The following is a 25,444-nucleotide window of genomic DNA, read 5'->3' as shown; positions in this document are numbered from 1 at the left end:
TACCTATGAGGGTAAAACAACATACAATTAAAAAGCAGGTCACCGTCTCAGGTGTAGGTCTCCATACAGGAGTGATTTCAAATATGACTTTTTTACCTGCTCCGCCAAATCATGGCTACAAATTTCAAAGAATCGATATTGAGGGACTACCTATTATCGATGCTGATGTGGATAATGTGGTAGATGTGTCTCGAGGAACTACCCTAGAGCAAAGTGGTGCGAGAGTGTTCACTGTGGAACACGTACTAGCTGCATTAGTAGGCCTAGAAATTGATAATGTGCTTATCCAATTAGATGGTCCTGAACCTCCAATTATGGATGGTTCATCCATTCAATTCATCGAAATATTGGATAACGCGGGTCTTGAAGAGCAAAATGCCTTAAGAAGATTTTTTGAAGTTCCAGAGAGTATCACCTTCCGTGATGCTTCGAGGGAAGTAGAAATGGCTGCTTTACCATTAGATGATTACAGAGTAACTGTAATGGTAGACTACAATTCCCCTGTTTTGGGTTCACAACACGCTTCTATTACCGATATCAGTCAGTTCAGAAGTGAAATAGCATCGTGCAGAACTTTCTGTTTCCTCCATGAATTGGAAATGCTTTACAACCAAAACCTTATCAAGGGTGGTGACTTAAACAATGCAATTGTGGTGGTTGACAGAGTTGTCGAAGAAAAAGAGTTGGCACATTTGGCAAAAATGTTCAATAAAGAAAAGGTAGAGGTTAGGAAAGAGGGGATTCTTAACAATGTTGAACTTCGATATAAAAATGAACCTGCAAGACATAAGCTTCTTGATGTGGTTGGAGATTTGGCCTTGGTAGGTCGTCCTATCAAAGCACAAATAATGGCTGCGAGACCGGGACATGCCGCGAATGTGGCATTTGCCAAAAAGATAAAAAGGGCTATGGAAAAGGCTGGGCCAAGCCATATTCCGCATTATGACCCGAAGCTACCTCCTGTGATGGATATCGCTCAAATCAGTAATATTTTACCACACAGATATCCTTTCCAACTCTTAGATAAAATCATTTATCTCGACGAGACAGTGGTGGCTGGGGTGAAAAATGTAACTATCAACGAGCCTTTCTTTATGGGTCATTTCCCCGCAAACCCTGTTATGCCAGGAGTTTTGCAAGTAGAAGCTATGGCTCAAACAGGCGGGATTTTAGTATTAAGTACAGTCGATGATCCAGAAAATTACTGGACCTATTTCTTGGGAATAGAAAACTGTAAATTCAGAAAAATGGTGGTCCCAGGTGACACCTTGGTTTTCAAATGTGAATTACTTGCTCCTATCAGAAGAGGTATTGCAAAGATGAAAGGGGAAGCTTATGTGGGCAACACCTTGGTATGTGAAGCCGTTATGACAGCAAGTATTGTTAGAAAAGAATCATGATCAGCAAATTAGCACAAATACACGAAGGAGCAATTCTGAAAGAAGGCGTCCAAATCGATCCCTTTACCATGATACATGAAGATGTGGAAATTGGTGAAGGAACTTGGGTTGGTTCAAATGTCACGATCTTTCCTGGCGCCAGAATAGGTAAAAACTGCAAAATTTTTCCTGGAGCGGTGATTTCCGCTATTCCACAAGATCTGAAATTCCAAGGTGAAAAAACTCTTGTAGAAATCGGAGATAATACGACAATCAGGGAATGTGTTACTATCAGTCGCGGTACGGCAGATAAGAAAACCACTAAAGTAGGCAGTAATTGCCTACTGATGGCTTACGTTCACATAGCGCATGATTGTATCGTGGGCAATAATGTCATCATTGCTAACGCTGTCCAAGTAGCTGGTCATGTCATCATTGATGACTGGGCTATAGTGGGTGGAAGCAGTGCTATTCATCAATTTGTGAAAGTAGGGATGCACTCCATGATCTCAGGTGGTTCTTTGGTGAGAAAAGATGTGCCACCATTTACCAAAGCGGCTAGAGAACCTCTAAGTTACGCGGGTGTCAACAGTCTTGGATTAAGAAGAAGAGGATTCTCAAGTGAGATAATCAGTCACATTCAAGATGTATATAGATTTTTGTTCCTCAATAGTCTGAACAACAGTCGAGCACTAGAAGAAATCGAAGTAAATCTACCTGCAACCAAAGAAAGAGACGAAATTATCAATTTCATTCGCTCTTCGGAAAGAGGTGTGATGAAAGGGTATATCAACTAATACATGATTAGAATTCAGCTGGACAATGCCGCCAAAAGATTTCAATATGAATGGATATTTAGAAACCTTAGTTTGGAAATTCCAGCAAATTCAAATCTTGCCATCACAGGTGGCAATGGCTCAGGAAAGTCCACCTTTCTAAAAGCTATCGCATCGCTCAATCCTTTGACAGAAGGAAATTTGAGCTATTTTTTAAAAGAAAAAGAAATATTGGGTGAAGATATTTACAAACAACTGACCATTTCAGCGCCCTATTTGGAACTTCCTGAGGAGTTTACTCTGATAGAGCTGCTCGAATTTCACTTCAAATTCAAAAACCCTGTTGCAGACTTATCATTTGAGAAAATGATGGAGATCATGTATCTAGAAAACCATCAAAACAAACCAATAAGCCAGTTTTCTAGCGGAATGAAGCAGCGACTAAAGCTTGGACTTTGTTTTTTTTCGGATGCTTCTCTTGTGTTACTTGATGAACCCACATCAAATTTAGACGAAAAAGGAATTTCTTGGTATCTGGAACTTGTCCAAAAATATGGCTTAAATAAAACTTTGCTGATTTGCTCAAATGACAAAAGAGAATATGACTTTTGTGAGCAAATTATTAATATCGAAGACTACAAGATTAAGCGAAGTATTTGATTATTCAACGATATCATTAAATTTACAATTCGCAAATAACAAAACCCTATTATGAATAAATTATTTCTTAATCTTTTCCTGATTTCAGCACTTGGATTAGTTCTTTTTGGCTGTAAGAAAAAAGACGACCCCGCACCTTCCAAAACTCCTGAAGAGATTGCAATAGAAAATCTAGCTGGAGAATCTTCTTTAACATGGACTGTTGCAGGTGGTGGATCTGTGACAAGAGATGGGAATTCAGAAACAAACATTTACCAAAATTTTGAAATCACTTTCTCAGCTAATGCAAATAGTAAAACTTACAGTACTGTAAGCGGTGGAGAAATTTTTGATAGCTCAGGAAACTGGAATTTTGTAACTGGAGATCTAACTAAATTCACGCTTGCAGGTACTAGACCAGCTTCAGGCCCAGAGATTTCTTACACAAGAAGTACAAATGATTTAATCTTAACATTCAGTATTGTTGCACCAGGAGCAAATATCGATGTACCTGGAGCGGCGCTAGCAGGAAATTATCGATTTAGCCTAAAGCGTAAACCATAACATAGGCAAAATTATCCTTAATTAAAAAAGGCTTGGATTTCAATAGAAACCCAAGCCTTTTTTAATGTGGAGCATTTTAGATTAAATATTTTACCCCTTTAGTTCTACCAAGGAAACCCCCGAACCACCACGATCAGCGTGTTCATCTTTAACTTTGGATACTTGGTTCATGTTTTTAAGAATATTTCTGGTAATCTCTTTTAAAATTCCATCTCCCTTGCCATGAACAATCCTCAAATCTTTCATACCCAACATATATCCATCATCGATAAAATTCTGAACCAAAGGAAGAATCTCCTCCCCTCTCTTACCACGAATATCCAAGTTTGAAGAAAAGTCCATCATCTTGGCATTAGCATCGAATCCTGTTCTTCTGGCAAAAGACTTTTTCTCCTTTTTCATTTCCGTACTTGAAATCCGTTCCAAACGCTTCATTTTCACATTGGATTTCAAATCTCCCATACTGATTTCTACATCCTTATTTTTGATCGCAAGCACTTCCGCTACTGCACCATTGTCTTTCAAGCGGACAAAATCTCCAACCTCAATTTCTCCTTCTATTACTTTGATTTCAGGCGCCTTTTCTACTACTTTCTCAGGTTTAATTTTTGCTTTGAAAGTCTCCAAGTCAGCTCTCAGCGTTTTAGTTGCTTCTTTATCTGCCTTGTTTTCTTTAATCGCACGGATGGTAGTTTCTATTTTTTTATTGACATCATCTAGCAGCAATTTCGCTTCTTTCTTAGCTTCTTCAATGTATTGCTTTTTGCCTTTGTCAATAGTTTCTTTTAATGAATTGTATTCTCTAATTCGAATATCAAGTTGACGCTCTTTCTTCGCGTTTTCATTGATCAATTGCTCATAGCGAACTTTTTCATTCTCCAACTTATTGAGCATCTTATCATAACGCACACGTTCTTCACCGATATTTTCCTTCGCATAATCAATAATCTCTTTTGAAATCCCGATTTTAGAAGCAATTTCCAATGCAAATGAACTTCCTGGCTTTCCAATTTCTAACTGATACAAAGGTTCCAGTTTGTCAATGTCATAGCGCATCGCTCCATTGACAAGACCTTGATTCTTGGAAGCGATTTCTTTCAAATTCCCATAGTGAGTCGTGATCACTCCATAAGCACCAAGCTTATTTAAGGAAAGCAAGATCCCCTCAGCAATAGCCGCCCCAAATTGTGGTTCAGTCCCAGTACCAAATTCATCTATGAATAGGATGGTTTTCTTGTCTGCAAACTGCGTGAAATACTTCATGCTCATCAAGTGAGAACTGTATGTACTCAGGTCATTTTCGATATTCTGCTCATCTCCGATATCGATGAAAAAATGATCGAATACGCTACATTTAGAATGGGAGTCTACAGGCACAAGCAAACCACATTGAAGCATATACTGAATCATGGCCACTGTTTTCAAGGTCACTGATTTTCCTCCTGCGTTTGGCCCTGAGATCACCAACAATCGCCTGTTGTGGTCTAGTTGAATATTGAGGGGTACAACCGATTTCCCTTGCTGCTTTAGTGCAAATTGAAGAAGTGGATGTGTCGCATTATACCATTCTATCTGCTTTTGCTTTTCAAGGAAAGGCCTTGAGGAGTTGGTTTTGATCGCAAATTTCGCTTTTGCTCGGATGAAATCTACCAAGCCGAGAAACTGATATGCTTTTCTTAATTCAGGAATGTAGCCTCTTAATAAATCCGTAAGTTGTGTAAGGATTTTTTGGATTTCCCTGCGTTCCATGTACTCCAAATCCTTGAGCTCATTGTTGATGTCCAACACTTCTGCAGGTTCAAGGAAAACTGTCTGTCCTGTCGCGGATTCATCATGGATAAATCCTTTGATTTTTCGCTTGTTTTCAGCCAAAACAGGAATTACCATTCTTCCACCCCTAATCGTCACAGATGCATCTTCAGGAGTCAATCCTTTGGCTTTCGCTTCTCTAAAGATTCTATCCAAAACCTTCCTCAACCTACTCTCTTCATAAATGATCTGAGAACGAATCAAAGAAAGATCTTTGGAAGCATTGTTTCGGATTTTACCTTTTTCATCAATCACTCTTTCGATCGCTTTGAGCAAGGTCTGATCCAGACTAACAAGCCCAAGCAATCCATGGAGATTAGGATATTCTTCTGCGAATTTTTTGAAAAATGCCACGCATCCGCTCAAAGTCATTAGGGAAAGCTTGATTTCATGAAAATCATCTTCATAAAGAAATGTCCCTTCGATTTTAGCTTTTTCGAGATACGGATAAATGTTTGTGAAATTAGATGCTGGAAAAGATTCTCCAGACACTAGAATCTGTCTAAACTCCTCTGTTTGATCGAGCAGTCTTGTAATCAAATTAAAATCCTTTGAAAAATTCAATTTATCAACAAAACTGACCCCGAGCGAACTGCTACATTCTGCTTTGATCAATTCTTTGATTTTATCAAAATTTATTTTTTCTTCTACACTATTGGGGTAAATCATCCGTTTCTTTCGTATTTCCTGATTTTTCTATGACATTGAGTGAGTCGATCGTCCTTTCATAAATCCTGTCTATAATTTTGGGATTTGCAAGGTAGTACTCCAAACTTCTATGGAAAACTGAATCTACCACATTGTGTTTACGGAAAACTTCCTTTTCAAACATGGGATACATCGTCCTTGAAGAATCATAATTGATGGGAAGGGTACTGACGAGTCCTTCAGCGATATGAATATCTATCAAAACACTGACCATTTTGTCTTCATCGAGTATTCCTTCAGGCAATTTATCTTTTCCACATGATGCAAGGAATATGACTATCGGTATAATGAGTATAAGCTTTTTCACGTTTCAAAATTAACACATTTAACAGAGATCAACATATAAATTTTATTATTCAAAAGACTGCCTTAAATTAGTCATCCGAATACGACATCTATGAACCAACTTCTTAAAAAACTTCGAAAATATGAAATCATGATCCGAAAGGTGGCCAATAACCATCTCCAAGGTGATTACCAGTCTATTTTCAAAGGTGCAGGACTAGAATTTGATGACCTAAGACCCTATCAATACGGGGATGATGTACGGACGATCGAGTGGAAGGTTTCTGCGAAAGGTCACGGTACATTCGTCAAAACTTTCAAAGAAGACAAGGACCAATGTGTCTATTTTCTTTTAGACATCAGTGGCTCTCAGGACATTGGGGAGCTGGGAAGGAAGAAAATTGATTTGGGGAAAGAAATTGCAGGAGTACTCACACTCGCAGCGATATTTGAAGGAAGTCAGGTGGGATTGATTTCTTATTCTGATGAAAAAGAAAAAATCATCCTACCCGGAAAGGGTCCGAAGCAAGGTGTAAAAATCATTAAAGGAATTTTTAACCATGAAAATAAATCTTTGAAGACCAATCTTTCTGAAATGTTTACATTTTCCCTTAACTTGATCAAAAAGCGCAGTATCATCATCGTGATTTCAGATTTTATCGATGAAGGCTACGAAAGACCTTTCAAGGCCTTGGCAGAAAAACATGATTTGGTTGCAATCCAACTTACTGATCCGAGGGAATCGATGTTGCCATCATTGGGGATTATTCCCGTGTTTGACAAGGAACAAGGAACTACTACTTGGGTAAATACTGCATTTGGTTCTTTTTCAAAAAAAATCACCGATACCTTCACCACAGAAAGAGATCACCTGAAAAATATCTGCAAAAAAAATCAAATCAATTATTTAGGCATCGATACAAGACAAGATATCGTATTACCTTTGATAGAATTATTCAAAACCCGTAATAAAACCATGAAACGTGGCTAAGACTCACTCAATTCTCCTCGGTTTTACATTTCTTATGATTTCGGCTTTTAGTTTCGCACAGGAACTGAAGGTGGAAGGCTATTTCCTACAGGATTCGGCCAAGCTTGGCGAAAAGGTCCCTTACGTTTTGAAAGCGACTTATGGAAAAGGTTATAACATCATTTTCCCTGACTCAACCTACGATTTCAGTCCTTTTGTTTTTCATGAAAAACAAACTTTCATTTCCTCCACCAAAGAGGGCTTGACACTTGACAGTGCCGTATATTATGTTGCTAATTTCTCTCTGGATCCGGTTCTGAAGTTTTCTTTGCCAGTTTACGAGATTCTCAAATACGATAGCATCACCTATTATGCTGATGAAGCTGATTTAGCTTTAAAGCTAATGATCAACCCACTTCCTGAGCAACTCAGTTTTCAAGACAACAACGTCTATCAACCCATTGATACCGATTTTAATTACCCGCTATTGATTGGCGTTTTGGTCGCAGTTTTAATTTTAGCAGCTGTACTCTTCTTTTTCTTCGGAAAGCCAATTCAAAAAAAGTGGCAGTTATGGTTGGAAAAACGCAAATACAAAAGATTCTTGCTGCGTTGGGAAAAGGCGGAAGCTTCATTTTCCAATAATCCTGACACAGACAATGCGGATGAATTGCTTGGGCTTTGGAAAACTTACATGGAGCATTTGAAGGCAAAGCCATTTAGAGAATGGACGACTTTAGAGATTTCTGATTTCCTCGAAAACAAAGAGATCATCAAAGATTTTAGAGAAATAGAGATGATCATCTATGCCGGCAAGGAAGGCAAAGACATCGGTCAAGCATGTCAAAATCTCAAAGGCATTTGTGCTGAAACCTATCAACAAAAAATTACCCAGAAAGATGAACGCAAATAGTATATCTGATTTTTTCTCTTTGTATTGGTTTTTACCGGATACTTTTCGTGGGTTTGAATGGGAAAATTTATGGGCATTACACCTACTTTGGGTAGCTCCTTTGTTGATGCTTTTGAGAAAATTTATCAAATTTCTCAAAAATCCCGTTCTAGAAATCTCTCTACCAAATAGTGTCTCCCAAAGTAATCCTTGGACCTATTTGAGGTTGATTCCGACTCTGTTCTTTATGTTGGCTTTGTGGATGGTCATTGTCGCTTTGGCAAGACCACAGAAGACCAACGAGCGCGTAGAACAATATACTGAAGGTATTGACATCATGTTGGTGATGGATATTTCAGAATCTATGGACCTACAGGATTTCCAACCCAACAGGCTGGAAGCTGCGAAAGAAACTGCAGTAGAATTTATCAATGGTAGATTCGGTGATAGAATTGGGATGGTGATATTCTCTGGAGAAGCCTATTCTTTGGCTCCTCTGACGACGGATTACAAACTCCTAACCGACCTTATCAAAGATATTTCCTTCAATATGATGGATGCAAAAGGAACTGCGATAGGGAGTGCAATTTCTTCAGGAACCAACAGAATGCGCGAGGCAGAATCCAAATCTAAAGTAATGATACTGCTCAGTGATGGGGAAAATAATGCAGGGAATGTTGACCCGATCTTTGCCGCAGAGTTAGCAGCTGCATTTGACATCAAAATCTATACTATCGCAGTAGGAAAAGATGGAATGGTGCCTTATGGCGTTGATTTCTTCGGAAGACCACAGATGATTGAGAGTTACCTGGATGAAACTACCCTTAGAGAAATTGCAAAAATTGGTAGCGGACAATTTTACAGAGCATCTGATGACAATGCATTGGAAAGAATCTTCGAAGAAATAGACACGCTCGAAAAAGCTGAAATTATCGAATCCCGATACAAAGAAACGATGGATTATTACAGAGTTTATCTTTTCTGGGGAATGCTTTTCTTTTTTGCTTGGCTGGCTTTCAAGAGTACTTTCTTCAATAACTTCCTGCTGGATTAATCCTTTTCTTCTTCAATAAATATATCTTTTGTCAAATCTTCGAATAAGATATAGGTAGCATAGAAGGTAATCGGAATACTGACTAAAAGTGTCAGTCCGTAGGTTAAAAAAGCAAGCAGATTGATGCTGACCAATATCAGATTGAAGACAAAAAACTTCCACCAACGTACAGTAATAAGTTTTCTGCTTTCTTCTAGTGCGTTCCAAAAATCAAAACCACCAAATATCCCCATCAAAACAGAAAAGCTGTAGCCGACTGCCAAGTAAATCCCAGGAACAATTAAGATTACCAAGCCAAGAGCTGTCAAAATCTGTCCAATCAGCCAAATGGAAAACACTAAAATATAAAAGCTGAAACCTTTGAAAAAGTCGGGGTAGACTACGTTTTCATCCTGACTGATCTTATTCGCTACCAAATAAAATCCTGTGTATAAGGGAGGAGCCAAAAATAAGGCATGAATCATTGCATAATCTGGCAAATAGATCACCAAAAGCAACTGAATCGAAAAGATCAACATTGTAAAAGCAGTGCTCAAAAGTGGCTGCTTCATAAACATCTGCCAAGATCGAATCATGATATCTTGAATATCAAAATCATAACCATTCAATCTCAATGCCTCTAAGCGTTCTTTGATCATTTTGTAGGTGTAATATTTTTTGTAATGGATAAAACAAAGGCAAGAAATCTGCTTTCTTGCCTTTATTAAATTTGAGAATTTATTTATTATTGTTATAGAATACTACTCCCTTTGCTTAAGGTAGCTAATGATAAGATTCTAAGAAGTTTATTACAATCAACAGTTGACGGTCGACTATGGACCGAGGACGATTATTTCGTCATCGCTTCTAAAATATCATGCTTGGTGATGATGTGAATCTGATGCTTTTCATCACGTACCAACACCGCTTTCTCCTTGTCTACCATGGAAGACAACACGTCCAAAGTACTATCCAAAGCCACAAATTTCATAGAATCTTCCATCACTTCTGATACTGGAGAATCTTTGAGATTTGGGTTGTCAATGATTTTGCTGAGCAATTTATTGTCCGTAATGCAGCCAACTACATTACCATCTTCCATCACTGGAATCTGAGAAACGCTTTTTCCATTCATCAATGCAATTGCCTCTTTTACTGTATCTGATTTTTGAGAAACAACGAGTTGATAACTTCCATTCCTAGAAGCAATAATATCTCTTGCGGTACCAAATGACCTGTCTTCTAAAAAGCCGTGATTTCTCATCCAATCATCATTGTACACTTTTCCTAAATATCTTGTGCCATGGTCAGGAAGAATGATCACCATTCGGTCTCCTTCTTTCAGGTTTTCTTTGGCATATTCCAAAGCACCATGAACAGCAGAACCACATGACCAACCGATAAATAAGCCTTCTTCTCGAGACAATCTTCTTGTCATCACAGCAGCATCCTTATCCGTCACTTTAATGAAATGATCAATCATATCAAAATCAACGTTCTTAGGCAAAATATCTTCACCAATTCCTTCTGTTAGGTAAGGGTAAACTTCATTTTCATCAAAAACGCCAGTCTCCTTATATTTTTTAAAGACAGACCCATAAGTATCAATCCCCACAGTGATGATATCTGGATTTTGCTCTTTCAAGAATCTTGCAGTCCCACACATCGAACCTCCGGTTCCTACACCCGCCGCATAGTGCGTGATTTTCCCTTCCGTATCTTTCCAGATTTCAGGGCCTGTAGTTTCGTAATGCGCCTTCCAGTTGGATAAGTTATCGTACTGATTGGGATAGAAAGAATTTGGAATATCTTTATTCAATTTCCTCGCGACAGAATAGTAAGATCTTGGATCTTCAGGAGACACGTTTGTTGGGCAGACAATCACTTCAGCGCCTACAGCTCTAAGAATGTCGATCTTCTCTTTAGATTGTTTGTCTGCCATAGTGAAGATACATTTGTATCCTTTGGCGATTGCTGCCAAAGCCAAACCCATCCCCGTATTACCACTTGTCCCTTCTATGATGGTTCCTCCCGGCTTCAAAAGCCCCTCCTTCTCTGCATCCTCCACCATTTTGATGGCCATTCTATCTTTCATAGAATTCCCTGGATTGAAGTATTCCACTTTTACCAAAATCTCACCTTTGATACCCTGATTGACCTTATTCAGGCGCACCAATGGTGTATTTCCTATCGTCTCAATTATTGAATTATAAATCATAAGATGGCTATTGCTAATTTGACCGCAAGTTACAAATAATTTTAAAGGGGATCGGTTGGAGAAATTATTTTTCAGAAGATTATTTGGGAAGGATCATTATCCTATAATAGCTTAACTTTAATTAACAGTAATAAATAACTAAAATAAAACCCATTAAAGTAAATTACAATCTCAATTTAATAATTTGAGTTTTTTAAGAACTAAAAGAGTAAATCATGAAAATATACGACCACTGTTAATAAAAACTACGCGTACAAAATTTCTAATAATTAGTGTATGTTTATTTCAATTAGCTTGTAGCAAAAAAGATGATTCACTTTTTATAATCAACGTTAATAAAGAAAATATAGCAAGTTTTCAATCCTTAGAAGATAAAGAATTTCAATCATTATTTGAATTCTCAGGAGGAAATGTCACAAGAATACTAGAAATCGATTCTTATCTTCTTTTGTTTGATGTAAAAGGACTTAAGAATCAATTTTTACATCTTTATGATTTAGACAAAAAAGAAATTTTAGCAGGGATTTTCAATAAAGGAAATGGTCCATTTGAATCAATTTCACCCTACTCAATAGGAATAATAGATTCAAAAATTTGGCTTCAAGACTTTACAATGCTGAAAATTGTTTTTTTTGATTTCAGAGATTCAGTCTATAGTGAGAAAAAAGTACCATTTGATCTATATGGAGTTAACTTCTTGACTGAGAATAAAATCTTGAGCTCTATTATGAATAACTCAGAGTTTAAATTTCAATTTATTGATATAGAACAAAACATCATCACGAAAGAATTTGGTGAATTCTACAAATACCCTGATTATCTTGAGCAGTCTACTCTACAAAGTTATTTTCAGCGAAAATCAATGGTTAGGCCCGATAAGAAAACAGTCGCAACAGCATATCGATGGCACAATGCAATTGAAATCACTGATCTCAATGACCTGAGTTCAAAAATAATTTATAGTCCTGATAGAGTACAAAATGAAAATGATATCATTGAGTATGATGGGAAGTTAATTTTTGACAGAAGCGGTACAACAAAAAAATGCTACAATGATATCTTTGTAACAGATAATTTTATTTATGCAATATTTTCAGGGTTAGAAGATGATACACCTAATTCGGGTTTTTGTAAAATAATCCATATTTATGATTGGGAAGGAAACCCTATTAAACAAATTAACTTAGATCGTGGCATTATGTCTATTTCTGTAACATCAGATGATAGTAGAATCTACAGCTTCGATATCGATACAGGAGAAGTGATTTACATCGATTTATAGATTATTTTAGAACATTTAAAAATTTTATACCTACACCTTTGTTTGTTTAGTTTTTTTTTAGAATTGAAAACTAATATAATTTTAACAACTAAATAATTTAATCATGAAAAAACAAAGTTTACTCAATCGTGCTGCGAAAATCGCAGCTGTAAGCATGCTTACTTTTGGTCTGTTTTTTAATGGATTGCTAACATTAGAATTTGATGGAAGTAATTATCTCCCTACAATCTTCATTTCATCACAAGAAGCATTAGCTAGTGATAATGATTATGGAAATTTGTTTTGGGGTTGTGAAGCTTTATGGCAAAGAGTGGAAAGCCAAGAACCATGTCAAAAAGAAATTTGCATGGGTTTTATGGGGTTTATTCAAGAATGTAATACGTTTACTGGCGTAACTGAATACTGTATAGATGGTCCAGATTGGTCCTGTCACTCCTTTGAAAGTTGCCTAGTTGTACCTACCTGATTTTAATAAAGTCCATTGGGAAAAATATTCTATATCCCAAAGGACTTTTATTTCAAATATTCATTTAACTATATTTAATGTATTAAACTTTTAAAAATTATTAACATGAAATACAATTACCTTAAAAATCATTTTTCGATATGGACAAAGCATTGTTTATTATTTTCACTAATAATTTTTTCATTTACAGCATGTATTAAGAAAAAATCTAACTCAGGGGTAGAGAGATTCCGAAATAAAAATCTTTCAGAAACAATCGGTGACTATACTCCAAATATGCCAATTGACACAAGTGCAAACCCTTTAGAAATTTTAATCCCAAAAGACCTTGACAAAGATTTTAAATTATCAGAGGTGATTGAGAGGGTTTCTTATCTGAAACTTGGGGATGTTCCTGGCGACATTCTAACAGGCTTGATAAGAAAGTTAACCATAAAAAATGGTAAGATTTTTATCCTCGATGGGCGCAAATCTGACGTATTTGTATTTGATGATTTAGGGAATTTTGAATTTGCATTAAGAGGTTCAGGAGATGGTCCAGGCGAATTCAGAAAAGCTAGCGCGTTTGCGGTTAACAGCTTCAATGAAGAAATAGCTATACATGATGACAAGCTCTCCAAAATTGTCTATTACAAGCTCAATGGAGATTTTATCAGAGAAGAGTTTATTGGATTTAGATTTTCAGATTTTGAGTTTCTCAATGACTCAACAATAGCTGTTGAGACTGCAAAAACATATAATGATCATCTTCCTGATATTAAAAACAATCAATTAATTCTTGTCAATAAGCAGTGGAAAATAATCTCAAAAGGGATCGAGTACAATGCTAATACCGAACGAAAAACATTTTTCTCAGGTCAAGCTTTAAGATTCTATGGTGAAAACTTAAGCTACTTTAAACCTTTTAGTAATACGCAATACGAGATCAGTAAGTCGGGAAACTTAGTTCCAATTGTCAAATTTGAAATGAACCAATTATCACTTCCTGTAGAAGCTGAAAGCGCATCTGATATTGATGAATTTCATAACCTTTATTATAATGAAAATTATGCTTTTTTGATTAGTAGTCCGATACAACTCAAAAATTGGATTTACTCGGTCGTTAAATATGCAGGTAGAGATAGCTATATTTTTTATGAAAGAGGTTCAAAAAAAATCACTTATGGCTCTAAACCTCTTAATGATATTCAAGCTTTGGGCTTTTATCATATTAGCACACTGATTCCTGATTCAAATCAATTAGTAAGTTATATCTCTTCAGAGTCCATTGCCAAAGCGAAAGAGAACCTGACAACGGACACTAGTTCAATACCCAAAGATATTGCCAAATTGTTCTCTGAAACAGTAGCTGAAGACAATCCTGTTTTAATATTTTATAACTTAAAATCAAACTAAGTGAAAGAAGGAGTAAAATTTTACTAGAAAAAATCTGCCTCCAATTTCAAAATGAAAAAGATATAATTGAAATCAGCATGAAGCTATACGGCTTCCACAGCGATGTAAGAGAAGTAATTTATATTGGATTTTAGAAACAAATAGCGCTTTAGAATACTCTGAAGCGCTATTTTATTTTCAAAATGTGATTTTCACTTTTTCATTTGTCCGTTTTACAAGATCACACCCCTACCCTTCCTGCTCCTTAAACTCAATCTTACTAATCAAATCCATGGCTACATGGAGCATCACGCCCGTGACTAGCAGCATTCCTACACAAATCCCAATCATTCCATAGGCAAATTGCTTACTGATGATATATACAAAAAGACCGCTTCCTACAGCTGGTAAAAAACCAAACAGCAATACGCCTATTGTCATCACCGGTTTGATCAATTTCCTATCCCAGCCTTCTTCAAAACCTACATTCGTCACCGTAGTCATCGCAAATCCCGACAAATAAAACATCAGCATCGCTAAGATAAATGCAGGAATCAGCAATAGACTCAGTTTGGCTATCAATACTGTTGGGACAATCAAAATCGCAGAGAAAATCAGTGTCTGCATCAAATCCAAGCGGATCAGGTTCCAAAATTTCGCGCCCCACGATGCTGGTATCAGAATAAAGTAGGGCTTCTTCAAATCTCCCACATTATTCCTTCCCATTCCGGCTATCCAATAAATAAAAATTAGAATCAAAAGGTAGAAATAAATGACTTGGTGTGCAAACCAATCAAATCTAGACAAGCCAGCAAACAAAATTCCCAATCCAGCAAAACCCAATCCATACAAGCCAAAGAATGGATGAAAATCCTGTCTAGAACTGTGCACATAATTCCTCCAATACAAAGCCTTAGCCCCAAATCCAAAGTTGGGGATATCTAGTTTCTTTTTGGCATTGAGACTCATGGCGGATTCTGAGGCCTCTTTTTTCCCCTTTACTTTTTCTTTAGCCTCTTCCTTTGATTTGGTTGACTCCAAGACATCTTCGTAATAATAACCTGCATGCTTCAAGACGGCTTGTAAGATCATGAAAAAAGTGAGTACATAAACAAAAGAAAATCCACCTACCAACCACAGATTTTCATGGGATGGATAGAGAATAATCGCCCTACTCCAACCCACCAATGGAAAGAAGTCAAACCATGGAGATGCCAACCATGCAAACATTCCGTGCCAAAACTTATCTGCCATTAATCCCGGAATTACCATCATCAGAAGTAATATTATTCCAAAAGCAAAAACACCCTTCTGTATGTAATCCATAATCCCGTATTTGGTATGCAGGGTATAGATTAAAAACTTGATGGGGAACAGAATAAAAACAAAAAGTGCTAAACCAAATCCCATCACAATCACTTGACTTACTTCCAAGCCTAATTGATCAACCACTTGAGCACTGGCATAGAGCGTAAATAAAATACTCCCTCCCAAAATCGGTATAATAGACCTGACAAGGTAATAAATCAAAATGCTCGATGGCGAAACTGGCGCAGTAAAAAGCATATTGACATCCGCCATAGAAAAGAAGCTGATGTTTTTCTTGGTAGCTCTATAAAGCTGAAAAATCAGAATAGCCAAAGCTATTAAAGTCAAACCTCCAATCAATGCCAACTTCGCATACAGTTTTGCATCAGGAATTACATCTATGGCATTGGTCACTTCTTGTAGCTGCTCTAAATCTATTTCCTGAAGCGATTCAGAGGATTTCTTTGTCCTTCGGAAATAAAAGAAACTGAAATATCCAATAACAAATATGTAAGGCAAAAGTCTCAAAGGATTTTTGAGAATCAGCTTGATGTTGTTAATTAGGATAAAGAGGTCTTTTCGGAAGAGTAGTTTTATCTCATTCATCTTTCGTCAATTCTAAAAATAAATCTTCTAAACTTGAGTCATCTCCCGTCATTTGTGTCTTCAAATTTTCAATCGTGTCATTCCCAACGATATTTCCACTTTTCATGATCATAATTCGATCAGCGATACTCTCCACACTATCTATCAAATGTGTACTCACCAAAATGGTTTTTCCCTGTTCCTTGAGTTCTTTAAAAAGTTTCTTGGTATTTCTAATAGCCTTAGGATCCAATCCAATCATTGGTTCATCAAAAAACAACAATTGTGGATCAGGGAGCAAAGCACAACAGATCGATACTTTTTGACGCATTCCTTTGGAAAGGTCTCGACCAAGCTTGTCTTTTTTGTCACCAAGGTCGTAGATCTCAATCAGTATTTCAGCCTTTTCCTTCCAATTCTCCACATGGTAAGCTTGAGCAATAAACTGCATATGCTCCATTACTGTAAGCAAATCATAGACACTTGGCGTTTCTGGGATATAGGAGAAAAATCGCTTCGCCTCCACGCTCAAATGATCATGCCCTCCGATATAAATTTCACCTGCGGTCTTTCTTAGCAATCCCACGATGCATTTCATGGTTGTACTTTTACCAGCTCCATTTGGACCAAGCAAGCCAACTACTTCTCCACCTTGAAGAGAGAAAGAAATGTCATTTACGGCATTATCTTTCCCATATTTTTTAACCAAACCAATAACTTCTAGCATTCCAATAAGAATAAAAGTTGAAACTAATAACTAGCCTACAATATATGCTAAAAAATTATCCCCATTCGCATAAATAGGCTATTGAATATATTATTTTCTTCAAAAAGTGATTCATAACCGGGACGAATACCTTCCACGGGTGTGACAGTTCCCGTGATAGGTACACCAACAAAGGAATTTGCATATTGCTTTTTAAACCCAACTGCACATGTGTAACCAAGCTTTCCATTTTTGGAATTTTTTCTCAATCCGATAGCCGGACTGACCATCCATCCTCCTTCATTCCAAGTCTCTACATTATTTTCTCTTTCCTTTTTCTGAAACCAAGCCGAACCATAACCAAGATCTATACTAGTGTAGAAAGAGTACTTTTTGTCAGGAAATAAAATGTTTCTCCATCCAAACCCTATCGGCATTAAATTAAAATCAGGATAAGTATCCACTCCAACAAAAAATCCGATTTGATTATATGGGTCTAATTGAATTCCATGAAAAGATTGGAGTGAAAAGTTGATTCTCTTTGAACCCTGACTGCTTGTACCCAGCAAAGTACCAATCTCGGCATGATGGATATAAGCGCCAATTTCCTTCTGTGCAAAGGAAATTTGGCTAGAAAATAGAAATAAAATAAATGGTATAAATCTCTTCACTTAGACAATGATTGGATTTTTGACATTGATGCAACTCAACTGTACCAATTTATTTGGAGTAGAATAATCAAATTGACAAACCCCATCAGGACCTATTACGATCAGTGATTTGGGACCTGGAATGATATCTACGGATTTTAATGATCTCAGATACTCCAATTGATTTTTATCGATATTCATCACATCAGCTACATTAAAACTCTTTAATCCATGCTTCCCTTCTGCTACGTAAAGATAATCTCCAGCCAGACCTAATCCATGTGGATTTTCCATTGGATAGGATTTTAATAATTTAGGAGAATAAGGATCTTCGATATTAAGGATCTGAAGTTCATCAACTCCAAATCTACAGTTTACGCCAGTTCTCAAAGTTACAAAAGCATAGGTTTCATTGACCACAACAGGATCGCAGGCGGTCACATGTTGATAGACTGACATTTGTGTAGGTTCCGAAGGATTACTCGCGTCATAAATATGCATCCCAGTATTTGAACCTATGAAAAGCTTATTTTGAAAAGGAAAAATTGTCTCGATTCCCCAACCAAGGTGAATTCCTTTTATGAACGCTGGATTTTCCTCATTCTCTACATTAAAAACACGAAGTGAATGTTCATCTACCGCATAAAGGTGTGCACTCATCAAAGTAAATCTAGCCATAGAACCTCCTTGTCCATAGCTCTCTCCACCACCACGGGAAGCATCAGAACTCATCGCAAACATTCCTCCTCTATTCCAAAAAATATTACCCCAGCCCATACCCCAATCAGAGTTGACATCAGAATCCATCGTCAAGACAGTGTCTTTCAAAGTCATAAAAGTTCCTGTTGATCGATCTGTGTACATGCTTTCAAACACATCCTCTACCCGCTTTACTTGTTGGATATTTCTAGGATTACTTATATCAAAAACAAGCAAATCCAAGTAGTTATCAGCATAGAGCATATCGCTATTGACTGCTAAGTCAACGTTTCCTGGGATATTGATGAAGTTGATACTAATAGGGTTGGAAGGGTTTGAATTATCTAAAATGTGAATCCCTTTTTGTGGTTCATTGATCAACAAAAAATCATTGTAGATATAAATTTTACCTGGGTTTTCGAGCTCTTTTCCTGACTCAATGACCGCTTGAGAAGTTCTGAAATTACTCATTTGCAAGTAAACAGGATATTGCGTGCGGTAGGTGTAGGTAGAAGTTGTCTGATCTTGACAAGCAGGCATTCCGGTGATGATCAGTAGTGCTATTACCAAAAGTGGTAATTTTGTAATGGGTTGGACGGTAGTTTTCATATCATAGCGAATTTGGAAAAAGGAACTTTTGATAAAATTTAATCGACTTACTTTCTCACGACGAGAAGGATTCCTAAAACGCTACAAATCAATGTAAATAAATCAAAAGATCATTAACTCAATCTTTTCATCATGTTTCTTTCAAAGTTTTCGAACAGTTTTACAAATTGTTTGATGATGCGATCTACCAGTTCATTTTGGGTGTTTTCTGGGTATATTGGATTGTATTTGATTCTTAGGATGATCATATCCATCCATCCTTGACCATCATCAATCAGGTCGTCATGAAAAGCCTCCACGGTGATGTCCCTCGAACCTGTAAATCCTGCATGTCCTTGCTTTCTGAAAAATTCCGTAATGGTTTTCAAAGTCAATTCGTGAGTCAATTCAAAAACTCGTACAATTTGTGCTTCGGATTTGGCATTAAGCCCTTTTGTTTTGGCATTATTGATCACGCTTTTTAATTCCTCCAAAGCTTCTTGAAAATCCGCAAAACATTTTTCACAAGTTAAAGGCAAAGTCTTCATGGCAGTTAAGTTTTAGGGAATATACTCTTTTTCTATCTCTCCTCGAAGAAAATCACTCTAATTCTGAGTTTTGGCTTCCTCAATAGTGTTTTCACCGCAAAGGAGCGCGGGGAGACGCAGAGGAAAAGATGGATTGTGTGTGCTTTTGGAGGTTTTTCAACAATTCTTAGTAGACAGTTTTGAGGAACCAAATTCAACCCCATTCGGGGTTGAATGGGAATCTTGTCATACTTCTGTCCCCGGGTTGCTACCCGGGGCTAATCATCATTTAACTACTTCGTAGTTTTGAGATTAACTATAGAAATGGCTGCTGGATTAGCGGTCACTAGGACTAACAAGTATGCCCTCCTATTCTTGACTCTTGATTCTTGGCTCTTTTTTCTCAAATCTCATGTCTCATATCTCACATCTCTTCCCCTACCTCACACTGTAGCTTTGCATAAAAGGCTGACCGCTTGAAGCGAAACCTTCAAGCAAGAGTTTTCCACTAAATTTCTCTAAAAACTCTCCTACTTTTTCTGGGTTCGAAACTGGATTCCCGTTGATTTGGGTAAGTACATAGCCATTATTTAAACCAAGATCTCTCAGATATCCTCTTGTCAAGCCTACAATCTTCACACCTCCATTGACCCCTAAACGATCTCTTTCAATGGCATTGATCGCTTCTAGACGAGCTCCTAAAATTGCAGATGTGTAGAACTCTCTCTTCAAAACACCTGTACCTCCATCAAGATTTTGGAGGGTAAGTGATGCGGCTTTTACATCTGATTTTCTCTGGAATGTGAAATTCAGTTTATCACCAGGATAATAATAAGAGAGCACTTCTTCGAAACTTCCTTTACCTGTTACATTGAATCCCTCGATTCTTGTGATCACATCATTTTTCTGAATACCAGCTTTTTCAGCTGCTCCTCCACGAAGTACATTAGTTACGATCACACCATCCAATGTATTGAGCTTCATTTCTTCGGCCAATTCAGGTGTAATTTCTACGACATCAACTCCCGGAAGGGCTTTTTGAACTTCACCGAATTTGATCAGGTCATTGGCAATTTTCATGGCAATGTCCACAGGAACGGCAAATCCATAGCCTGTATAGGAACCTGTTCTTGATAAAATCGCCGTATTGATCCCTACTAATTCTCCTTTAGTATTGACCAAAGCACCTCCTGAGTTTCCTGGATTGATAGGCGCATCTGTTTGAATAAATGATTCCAATGGAAAATCCCCTCCCAAAATATTGATTTGCCTTTCTTTCGCAGAAACGATCCCTGCTGTGACTGTCGAAGTCAAGTTAAATGGATTCCCAACGGCGATGACCCACTCTCCTATTTTCAAATCTCTACTGCTTCCCTTTTTTATTGCAGGAAGATTATTTGCCTCAATTTTCAAAACTGCGATATCGGTATTTTTATCTGTCCCAATTAGTTTTGCTTGGTAGGTTCTTTTTTGATGAACCACTTCAATGGTTTCTGCTCTGTCAATCACATGATTATTGGTAATGATATAGCCATCTTTACTCATGATTACACCCGAACCTGTACTTACACGCTGATTGGGTCCTGAGCCAAAGAAATAATCAAAAATCCCATATCGCTTGTAATCTGTACCTGAAAAATTCTTTATAAATACTACCGAAGGCGTGCTCACTTCTGAAGCTTCTGTAAAATCTACAGCAGTGGAAATCGTCGATGCGGCATTAACATCATCAGACCTATAATTTATTTGTTGCCTTTGAAAATATTCTTGGGCAGGAAATTGAGCAATCTCTGGGGCTGATTTTGCCAAAAACTCTTGGAATACCCATGCGCCTGCAAGTCCAGATACAAACGCTAAAGCAATTAACTTGAAATTTTTCATCATTTAATTTTTAACGATTCTCCGATTTTTCGGTTAAAAAGAAATATTAATTTAAGTTAAAATTTTTACCTATTTCCATGCCAAGCATATCAAAGGTCAAAAAGACTGAAAAATCACGAGGAAAAGTCTGCGAACCTTGTAATTTTGTCAGTCTTAAGCATGAAGGGAAAAAGAGATCAATTGAATACAAACCCAAATTGCGAAAAATAAAATCATTTCATGTCAGATAAAAAACGAGTTGCCATCTTAGGCTCGACAGGAAGTATTGGAACTCAAACCTTGGATGTGATCAAGTCACATTTGGACAAGTTTGAGGTAGAAGTACTAACCGCCCAAAATAATGCAGACTTGTTGATTCAGCAAGCGATAGAATTCAAGCCAAACTGTGTAGTCATTGCCAACGAAACACTCTACGATAAAGTCAGAGAAGTGTTGGTTCCTTTGGATATTAAAGTTTATGCTGGTGAAAAAGCCTTGGCACAAGTTGTGGAAATGGACACCATCGATGTGGTTTTGACCGCCTTGGTAGGTTATTCAGGTTTGATCCCGACTATCAAAGCTATAGAAAGTGGTAAGCACATTGCCTTAGCCAACAAAGAGACTTTGGTGGTTGCAGGTGAATTGGTCACAAAGCTAGCTCGCCAAAAAGGTGTCAACATCTATCCTGTAGATTCAGAGCACTCCGCGATTTTCCAATGTCTAGTAGGTGAATTTCACAATCCAATTGAAAAAATTATCCTAACAGCTTCAGGCGGACCTTTTAGAGGAAAGGACAAGAGATTTTTAGAAACTGTCACAAAAGCTCAAGCACTAAAGCATCCCAATTGGGATATGGGAGCGAAAATCACCATTGATTCAGCCTCATTGATGAACAAAGGTCTCGAGGTGATCGAGGCAAAGTGGTTATTTGGGATCAAAACAGATCAAATTGATGTGATCGTTCATCCACAATCAATCGTACATAGTTTGGTACAATTTGAAGATGGATCGATCAAAGCACAACTCGGGCTTCCTGATATGCGTATTCCTATTCAATTTGCATTAAGTTTCCCAGAAAGATTAAAATCAGATTTCCCAAGATTCAATTTCGCACAGTATCCAAGTTTGACCTTCGAACAACCAGATATGGAGACCTTCCAAAATCTCCAATTGGCTTTTGACTCCTTGGCAAGAGGTGGGAATGCCCCTTGTATATTAAATGCCGCCAATGAAATTGCCGTGGCTGCATTTTTGAGAGAAGAAATTGGTTTTCTCGAAATGTCGGACCTTATTGCATCTTCTTTGGCAAAAGTAGATTACATCAAAAATCCGAGTTTAGAGGATTTCGTCGAAACAGACAAATTGACAAGAATTATTTCAAAAGAATTTATCAAGAGTAAAAATTAAATAATGGATACATTAATCATGGTAGCTCAGCTATTGCTGGGTTTATCAATTTTGGTTGGCCTTCACGAATTAGGTCACCTACTTACTGCCAAGATGTTTGGCATGCGGGTAGAAAAATTTTCAATCGGATTTCCTCCAAAAATCATAGGATTCCAGTGGGGAGAAACTGAATATTCTATAGGTGCTATCCCATTAGGAGGCTTTGTGAAAATCTCTGGAATGGTAGACGAATCTATGGATTCAGAACAAATGAGTGCTGAACCACAGCCTTGGGAATTCAGATCCAAGCCAGCTTGGCAGAGGTTGATTGTAATGCTTGGTGGTATCATTGTCAATGTCATCACTGGGGTGTTGATTTTCGTGGTTTTGGTATATCAAAAAGGTGAAACCTATTACTCTCAAGAGCAAGTTGTAGAACACGGAATCGTAGCCTATGACATTGGAAAGCAAATAGGTTTTCAGGATGGAGATAAGATTCTTGACATCAATGGGGAGCCCTACAAAAGCTTGTCAGAACTTAGCGGAGGCGAAGCTCTATTAAGTACCGATGGTTATTACACAGTAGAGCGAAATGGGGAGATTTTAAAAATAGAAATCCCAAGAGGATTTATCAATTCCTTTTCCAATGAAGAAAGCATGTCTAACTTCATCAACATTAGGATGCCATTTGAAATCCTTGAGATTGCAAAAGATGGTGAAGCAGAGCGAATTGGACTACAAAAAGGAGATAAGATTATTACAGTAAATGATAAGCCAGTGAAGTATTTTAATGAACTTCAATTAGCCCTGGCAGAATTAGCAAATTCTTCTGCAACGCTTTTAATAGAAAGGAACGGACAAGAAATCCAAAAAACTGCAAATGTTTCAGAAGAAGGTACAATAGGAATCCAAATCAATCCATTGTTAGAGCCTGTATCGAAGAAATTTGGTTTTGCTGAATCTGTAACAAAAGGAACAGAAAGAGCTTTTGGCGTAGTGATCATCAACGCTAAGGCATTGGGAAGAATGTTTACAGGAGAAGTTTCTGCAAAAAATGTATCCGGACCAATTGGGATGGCGAAGATTTATGGCAACAAATGGGACTGGACAAAATTCTGGAGCATCACAGGGTTGATCTCTATGATTTTAGCATTCATGAATTTATTACCAATTCCAGCATTAGATGGTGGACACGTGGTATTCTTACTTTATGAAATGATCTCAGGTAAAACTCCATCAGACAAATTCCTAGAAAATGCTCAAAAAGTCGGCATGGTGATGCTTTTGGCATTGATGGTATTTGCGATAGGAAATGATATTTTGAAATTATTTACAGGTGGTTAAATAAAATTTTAAGTAAATATTGGTAGGTCAAAGAAAATTTTCTTTGACCTATTTTTTTTTAATTATTTTTTAGTTAGAATTGGTGAATTTATTTCCGATTTATGATAAAAAACTACACGCTTTTTAGCTTATTCTTTTTACTAGGTTTACTCATTTCAAATGTAGCACAGGGACAAAAAGAGATTCCATCCAAAGACATACTTTATTTGAAAGATGGATCAATAATTCAAGGTCAAATCACATACAATGCGAAAAAATCTCCAGATGAGGTTACTTTGGACGTTAACGGTGAAATAAGAAAATTCACTGTAAATGAGGCTGAAGGATTTCTACTGGAACATCAAGAAAAATACATAGTAAAAGATTTACAGACAAAGGAAATAGATTCTAAAAACTATTTTACAAGATTGATTTTTGAAGGAGAGTTTAATCTTTATCAATTGTTAGGAAGATTCTACATTGAGGATAAAAATAACAGAATCATCCCTTTACAAAAATCTGAAATAGGAAATTTCACCAAAAAAGAGAAAAGCAGTAAATATCATCTGTCTATCTTGAGTTACTTGATCCAAGGGGCTTGCAAATCTGCTGGTGAGCTTACATTGGAGAAAATACAATTAAATGATGAAAGTTTAAGTAACTATCTATCCACTTTTCATGAATGTCAAGGAATCGCCTACTCAAAATATGTGGATACACGACCAAGATTACAAATCAACTATTATGCATTGGTGGGGGTAAATCATACTAGATTGAATAACTCACGTGAATCTCTTCCCGTGATGCGAAAAATCAGTAAAACAACCATCCCAACATTACAAGCTGGCTTGAGACTAGATGAACTCAGAGGAATGCCTAGAGTCTCTATGGACTTTCTAATAGGAATAAGCTCTCAACAAAATACTATTGACTTTTTCTATGAAGACAATGTGTATAGGTATAATGTATCTACTGATTATACTTTGCAGACTATTTCAGCTAATTGGTTTGTAAATTACAGTTTTCTTAAGACGAAAAATTTTGATTTGTATGCAGGTTTAGGCCCAATGAATCGAGTAAATTTCTATACAAGTAAATACGGAATGACTGAGCAAATCCGAACTACCAGTGGATTTGCTAATCTCTTTGAGGGTCAGGTATTCGATATTGCATCTAGCACTTTGGGCTTAGGGTTTAAGCTTGGTTCAGTATTAAAGAAAAATAATCGAAGTCGAATCACCGCAGAATTAATCATGGATTACACACCTAGAGGAGCAAATGTCAATTTAATGAGATTAGCCTATTTTGACCAAATCAACACTGCCATTATGATTGGCTATTCATTTAGACATTTAAAAAAATGAAAAATATTTTCTGCACATTATTGATCTCAATACTTTTGTTTTCCTGTGTTGAA

General features: G+C 37.0%; 23 protein-coding genes. 13 read left to right on the top strand and 10 right to left on the bottom strand.

From position 1 onward, the window contains the following. Positions 1–5 precede the first annotated feature (5 nt). From IEV57_RS16085 to IEV57_RS16070, 4 genes are read left to right on the top strand one after another with little or no spacing between them, the layout of a single operon-like run. On the top strand, positions 6–1,400 hold the full coding sequence (locus IEV57_RS16085; protein ID WP_188444071.1) for a bifunctional UDP-3-O-[3-hydroxymyristoyl] N-acetylglucosamine deacetylase/3-hydroxyacyl-ACP dehydratase: 1,395 nt from the start codon (positions 6–8) through the stop codon (positions 1,398–1,400). Next, the gene (lpxA, locus tag IEV57_RS16080; protein WP_188444070.1) at positions 1,397–2,176 is read left to right on the top strand and encodes an acyl-ACP--UDP-N-acetylglucosamine O-acyltransferase; all 780 of its coding nucleotides are present in this window, start codon (positions 1,397–1,399) and stop codon (positions 2,174–2,176) included. Before IEV57_RS16085 ends, lpxA begins: the two co-directional genes overlap by 4 nt. 3 nt (positions 2,177–2,179) lie before the next feature. Next, on the top strand, positions 2,180–2,815 hold the full coding sequence (locus IEV57_RS16075; RefSeq protein ID WP_188444069.1) for an ABC transporter ATP-binding protein: 636 nt from the start codon (positions 2,180–2,182) through the stop codon (positions 2,813–2,815). Between the two features lie 51 nt (positions 2,816–2,866). Continuing rightward, on the top strand, positions 2,867–3,358 hold the full coding sequence (locus IEV57_RS16070; protein ID WP_188444068.1) for a hypothetical protein: 492 nt from the start codon (positions 2,867–2,869) through the stop codon (positions 3,356–3,358). Between the two features lie 90 nt (positions 3,359–3,448). On the opposite strand, the gene IEV57_RS16065 is transcribed toward IEV57_RS16070, so the two are convergent. Both IEV57_RS16065 and IEV57_RS16060 read right to left on the bottom strand, forming a co-directional pair. Then, positions 3,449–5,836, bottom strand: coding sequence for an endonuclease MutS2 (locus tag IEV57_RS16065; RefSeq protein ID WP_188444067.1), 2,388 nt, complete (start codon positions 5,834–5,836; stop codon positions 3,449–3,451). Beyond that, positions 5,820–6,182 (bottom strand): DUF4296 domain-containing protein, encoded by a 363-nt coding sequence (locus tag IEV57_RS16060; RefSeq protein WP_188444066.1) that lies wholly within the window; start codon positions 6,180–6,182, stop codon positions 5,820–5,822. Before IEV57_RS16060 ends, IEV57_RS16065 begins: the two co-directional genes overlap by 17 nt. A gap of 90 nt (positions 6,183–6,272) precedes the next feature. On the opposite strand from IEV57_RS16060, the gene IEV57_RS16055 reads away from it, so the two are divergent. From IEV57_RS16055 to IEV57_RS16045, 3 genes are read left to right on the top strand one after another with little or no spacing between them, the layout of a single operon-like run. Then, complete coding sequence (locus IEV57_RS16055) at positions 6,273–7,151, top strand: DUF58 domain-containing protein (RefSeq protein WP_188444065.1); 879 nt, start codon at positions 6,273–6,275, stop codon at positions 7,149–7,151. Beyond that, a complete protein-coding gene (locus IEV57_RS16050; protein WP_229744539.1) occupies positions 7,144–8,043 on the top strand; it encodes a hypothetical protein in 900 nt (299 codons plus the stop codon). Before IEV57_RS16055 ends, IEV57_RS16050 begins: the two co-directional genes overlap by 8 nt. Then, positions 8,030–9,076, top strand: a complete 1,047-nt coding sequence (locus IEV57_RS16045; RefSeq protein WP_188444064.1) for a vWA domain-containing protein — start codon at positions 8,030–8,032, stop codon at positions 9,074–9,076. The genes IEV57_RS16050 and IEV57_RS16045 overlap by 14 nt, the downstream gene beginning before the upstream one ends. Here IEV57_RS16045 and IEV57_RS16040 read toward each other — a convergent pair. Beyond that, positions 9,073–9,714 (bottom strand): DUF2189 domain-containing protein, encoded by a 642-nt coding sequence (locus IEV57_RS16040; protein WP_188444063.1) that lies wholly within the window; start codon positions 9,712–9,714, stop codon positions 9,073–9,075. The genes IEV57_RS16045 and IEV57_RS16040 overlap by 4 nt on opposite strands. Positions 9,715–9,905: 191 nt before the next feature. Further along, positions 9,906–11,273: a cystathionine beta-synthase gene (locus IEV57_RS16035; RefSeq protein WP_188444062.1), complete on the bottom strand. Its 1,368-nt coding sequence runs from the start codon at positions 11,271–11,273 to the stop codon at positions 9,906–9,908. Positions 11,274–11,457: 184 nt separating this feature from the next. Here IEV57_RS16035 and IEV57_RS16030 point away from each other — a divergent pair, with 184 nt between their 5' ends. The 3 genes from IEV57_RS16030 (at position 11,458) to IEV57_RS16020 (ending at position 14,416) form a co-directional block, all read left to right on the top strand. After that, positions 11,458–12,555, top strand: coding sequence for a BF3164 family lipoprotein (locus IEV57_RS16030; protein ID WP_188444061.1), 1,098 nt, complete (start codon positions 11,458–11,460; stop codon positions 12,553–12,555). A 103-nt stretch (positions 12,556–12,658) separates the two neighbouring features. Then, positions 12,659–13,021, top strand: a complete 363-nt coding sequence (locus IEV57_RS16025) for a hypothetical protein (RefSeq protein ID WP_188444060.1) — start codon at positions 12,659–12,661, stop codon at positions 13,019–13,021. Between the two features lie 105 nt (positions 13,022–13,126). Beyond that, the gene (locus IEV57_RS16020; RefSeq protein ID WP_188444059.1) at positions 13,127–14,416 is read left to right on the top strand and encodes a DUF4934 domain-containing protein; all 1,290 of its coding nucleotides are present in this window, start codon (positions 13,127–13,129) and stop codon (positions 14,414–14,416) included. Positions 14,417–14,644: 228 nt separating this feature from the next. Here IEV57_RS16020 and IEV57_RS16015 read toward each other — a convergent pair whose 3' ends face one another. The 6 genes from IEV57_RS16015 to IEV57_RS15990 form a co-directional block, all read right to left on the bottom strand. After that, complete coding sequence (locus IEV57_RS16015) at positions 14,645–16,309, bottom strand: putative ABC exporter domain-containing protein (RefSeq protein WP_188444058.1); 1,665 nt, start codon at positions 16,307–16,309, stop codon at positions 14,645–14,647. Continuing rightward, positions 16,302–17,015 (bottom strand): ABC transporter ATP-binding protein, encoded by a 714-nt coding sequence (locus IEV57_RS16010; protein WP_188444057.1) that lies wholly within the window; start codon positions 17,013–17,015, stop codon positions 16,302–16,304. The genes IEV57_RS16015 and IEV57_RS16010 overlap by 8 nt, the downstream gene beginning before the upstream one ends. A 47-nt stretch (positions 17,016–17,062) precedes the next feature. Further along, positions 17,063–17,665, bottom strand: a complete 603-nt coding sequence (locus tag IEV57_RS16005) for a hypothetical protein (RefSeq protein WP_188444056.1) — start codon at positions 17,663–17,665, stop codon at positions 17,063–17,065. Next, entirely contained in the window at positions 17,666–18,952 is a 1,287-nt protein-coding gene (locus tag IEV57_RS16000) for a hypothetical protein (RefSeq protein WP_188444055.1), read from the bottom strand. A 113-nt stretch (positions 18,953–19,065) separates the two neighbouring features. Continuing rightward, positions 19,066–19,479, bottom strand: coding sequence for a nucleotidyltransferase substrate binding protein (locus tag IEV57_RS15995; protein ID WP_188444054.1), 414 nt, complete (start codon positions 19,477–19,479; stop codon positions 19,066–19,068). A gap of 417 nt (positions 19,480–19,896) precedes the next feature. Further along, positions 19,897–21,342: a S1C family serine protease gene (locus tag IEV57_RS15990; protein WP_188444053.1), complete on the bottom strand. Its 1,446-nt coding sequence runs from the start codon at positions 21,340–21,342 to the stop codon at positions 19,897–19,899. A 216-nt stretch (positions 21,343–21,558) separates the two neighbouring features. On the opposite strand from IEV57_RS15990, the gene IEV57_RS15985 reads away from it, so the two are divergent. The 3 genes from IEV57_RS15985 to IEV57_RS15975 all read left to right on the top strand — a co-directional run bounded on the left by IEV57_RS15985 (position 21,559) and on the right by IEV57_RS15975 (position 25,391). Beyond that, on the top strand, positions 21,559–22,725 hold the full coding sequence (locus IEV57_RS15985) for a 1-deoxy-D-xylulose-5-phosphate reductoisomerase (RefSeq protein ID WP_188444052.1): 1,167 nt from the start codon (positions 21,559–21,561) through the stop codon (positions 22,723–22,725). Positions 22,726–22,728: 3 nt separating this feature from the next. Beyond that, the gene (gene rseP / locus IEV57_RS15980) at positions 22,729–24,048 is read left to right on the top strand and encodes an RIP metalloprotease RseP (protein WP_188444051.1); all 1,320 of its coding nucleotides are present in this window, start codon (positions 22,729–22,731) and stop codon (positions 24,046–24,048) included. 101 nt (positions 24,049–24,149) lie between these two features. Continuing rightward, on the top strand, positions 24,150–25,391 hold the full coding sequence (locus tag IEV57_RS15975; RefSeq protein WP_188444050.1) for a hypothetical protein: 1,242 nt from the start codon (positions 24,150–24,152) through the stop codon (positions 25,389–25,391). Positions 25,392–25,444: the final 53 nt, after the last annotated feature.

Origin of the sequence: Belliella aquatica (assembly GCF_014637795.1) — a bacterium.
In the GTDB taxonomy this organism is placed as follows: Bacteria; Bacteroidota; Bacteroidia; order Cytophagales; family Cyclobacteriaceae; genus Belliella; species Belliella aquatica.
This window is presented reverse-complemented; position numbering and strand designations above follow the sequence as displayed.

Coding starts and splice junctions, on each gene's coding strand:
- IEV57_RS16085 (WP_188444071.1), top strand. CDS start 6: ATGAGGGTAAAACAACATACAATTAAAAAGCAGGTCACCGTCTCAGGT.
- lpxA (WP_188444070.1), top strand. CDS start 1,397: ATGATCAGCAAATTAGCACAAATACACGAAGGAGCAATTCTGAAAGAA.
- IEV57_RS16075 (WP_188444069.1), top strand. CDS start 2,180: ATGATTAGAATTCAGCTGGACAATGCCGCCAAAAGATTTCAATATGAA.
- IEV57_RS16070 (WP_188444068.1), top strand. CDS start 2,867: ATGAATAAATTATTTCTTAATCTTTTCCTGATTTCAGCACTTGGATTA.
- IEV57_RS16065 (WP_188444067.1), bottom strand. CDS start 5,836: ATGATTTACCCCAATAGTGTAGAAGAAAAAATAAATTTTGATAAAATC.
- IEV57_RS16055 (WP_188444065.1), top strand. CDS start 6,273: ATGAACCAACTTCTTAAAAAACTTCGAAAATATGAAATCATGATCCGA.
- IEV57_RS16045 (WP_188444064.1), top strand. CDS start 8,030: ATGAACGCAAATAGTATATCTGATTTTTTCTCTTTGTATTGGTTTTTA.
- IEV57_RS16040 (WP_188444063.1), bottom strand. CDS start 9,714: ATGATCAAAGAACGCTTAGAGGCATTGAGATTGAATGGTTATGATTTT.
- IEV57_RS16035 (WP_188444062.1), bottom strand. CDS start 11,273: ATGATTTATAATTCAATAATTGAGACGATAGGAAATACACCATTGGTG.
- IEV57_RS16025 (WP_188444060.1), top strand. CDS start 12,659: ATGAAAAAACAAAGTTTACTCAATCGTGCTGCGAAAATCGCAGCTGTA.
- IEV57_RS16020 (WP_188444059.1), top strand. CDS start 13,127: ATGAAATACAATTACCTTAAAAATCATTTTTCGATATGGACAAAGCAT.
- IEV57_RS16015 (WP_188444058.1), bottom strand. CDS start 16,309: ATGAATGAGATAAAACTACTCTTCCGAAAAGACCTCTTTATCCTAATT.
- IEV57_RS16010 (WP_188444057.1), bottom strand. CDS start 17,015: ATGCTAGAAGTTATTGGTTTGGTTAAAAAATATGGGAAAGATAATGCC.
- IEV57_RS16000 (WP_188444055.1), bottom strand. CDS start 18,952: ATGAAAACTACCGTCCAACCCATTACAAAATTACCACTTTTGGTAATA.
- IEV57_RS15995 (WP_188444054.1), bottom strand. CDS start 19,479: ATGAAGACTTTGCCTTTAACTTGTGAAAAATGTTTTGCGGATTTTCAA.
- IEV57_RS15990 (WP_188444053.1), bottom strand. CDS start 21,342: ATGATGAAAAATTTCAAGTTAATTGCTTTAGCGTTTGTATCTGGACTT.
- IEV57_RS15985 (WP_188444052.1), top strand. CDS start 21,559: ATGTCAGATAAAAAACGAGTTGCCATCTTAGGCTCGACAGGAAGTATT.
- rseP (WP_188444051.1), top strand. CDS start 22,729: ATGGATACATTAATCATGGTAGCTCAGCTATTGCTGGGTTTATCAATT.
- IEV57_RS15975 (WP_188444050.1), top strand. CDS start 24,150: ATGATAAAAAACTACACGCTTTTTAGCTTATTCTTTTTACTAGGTTTA.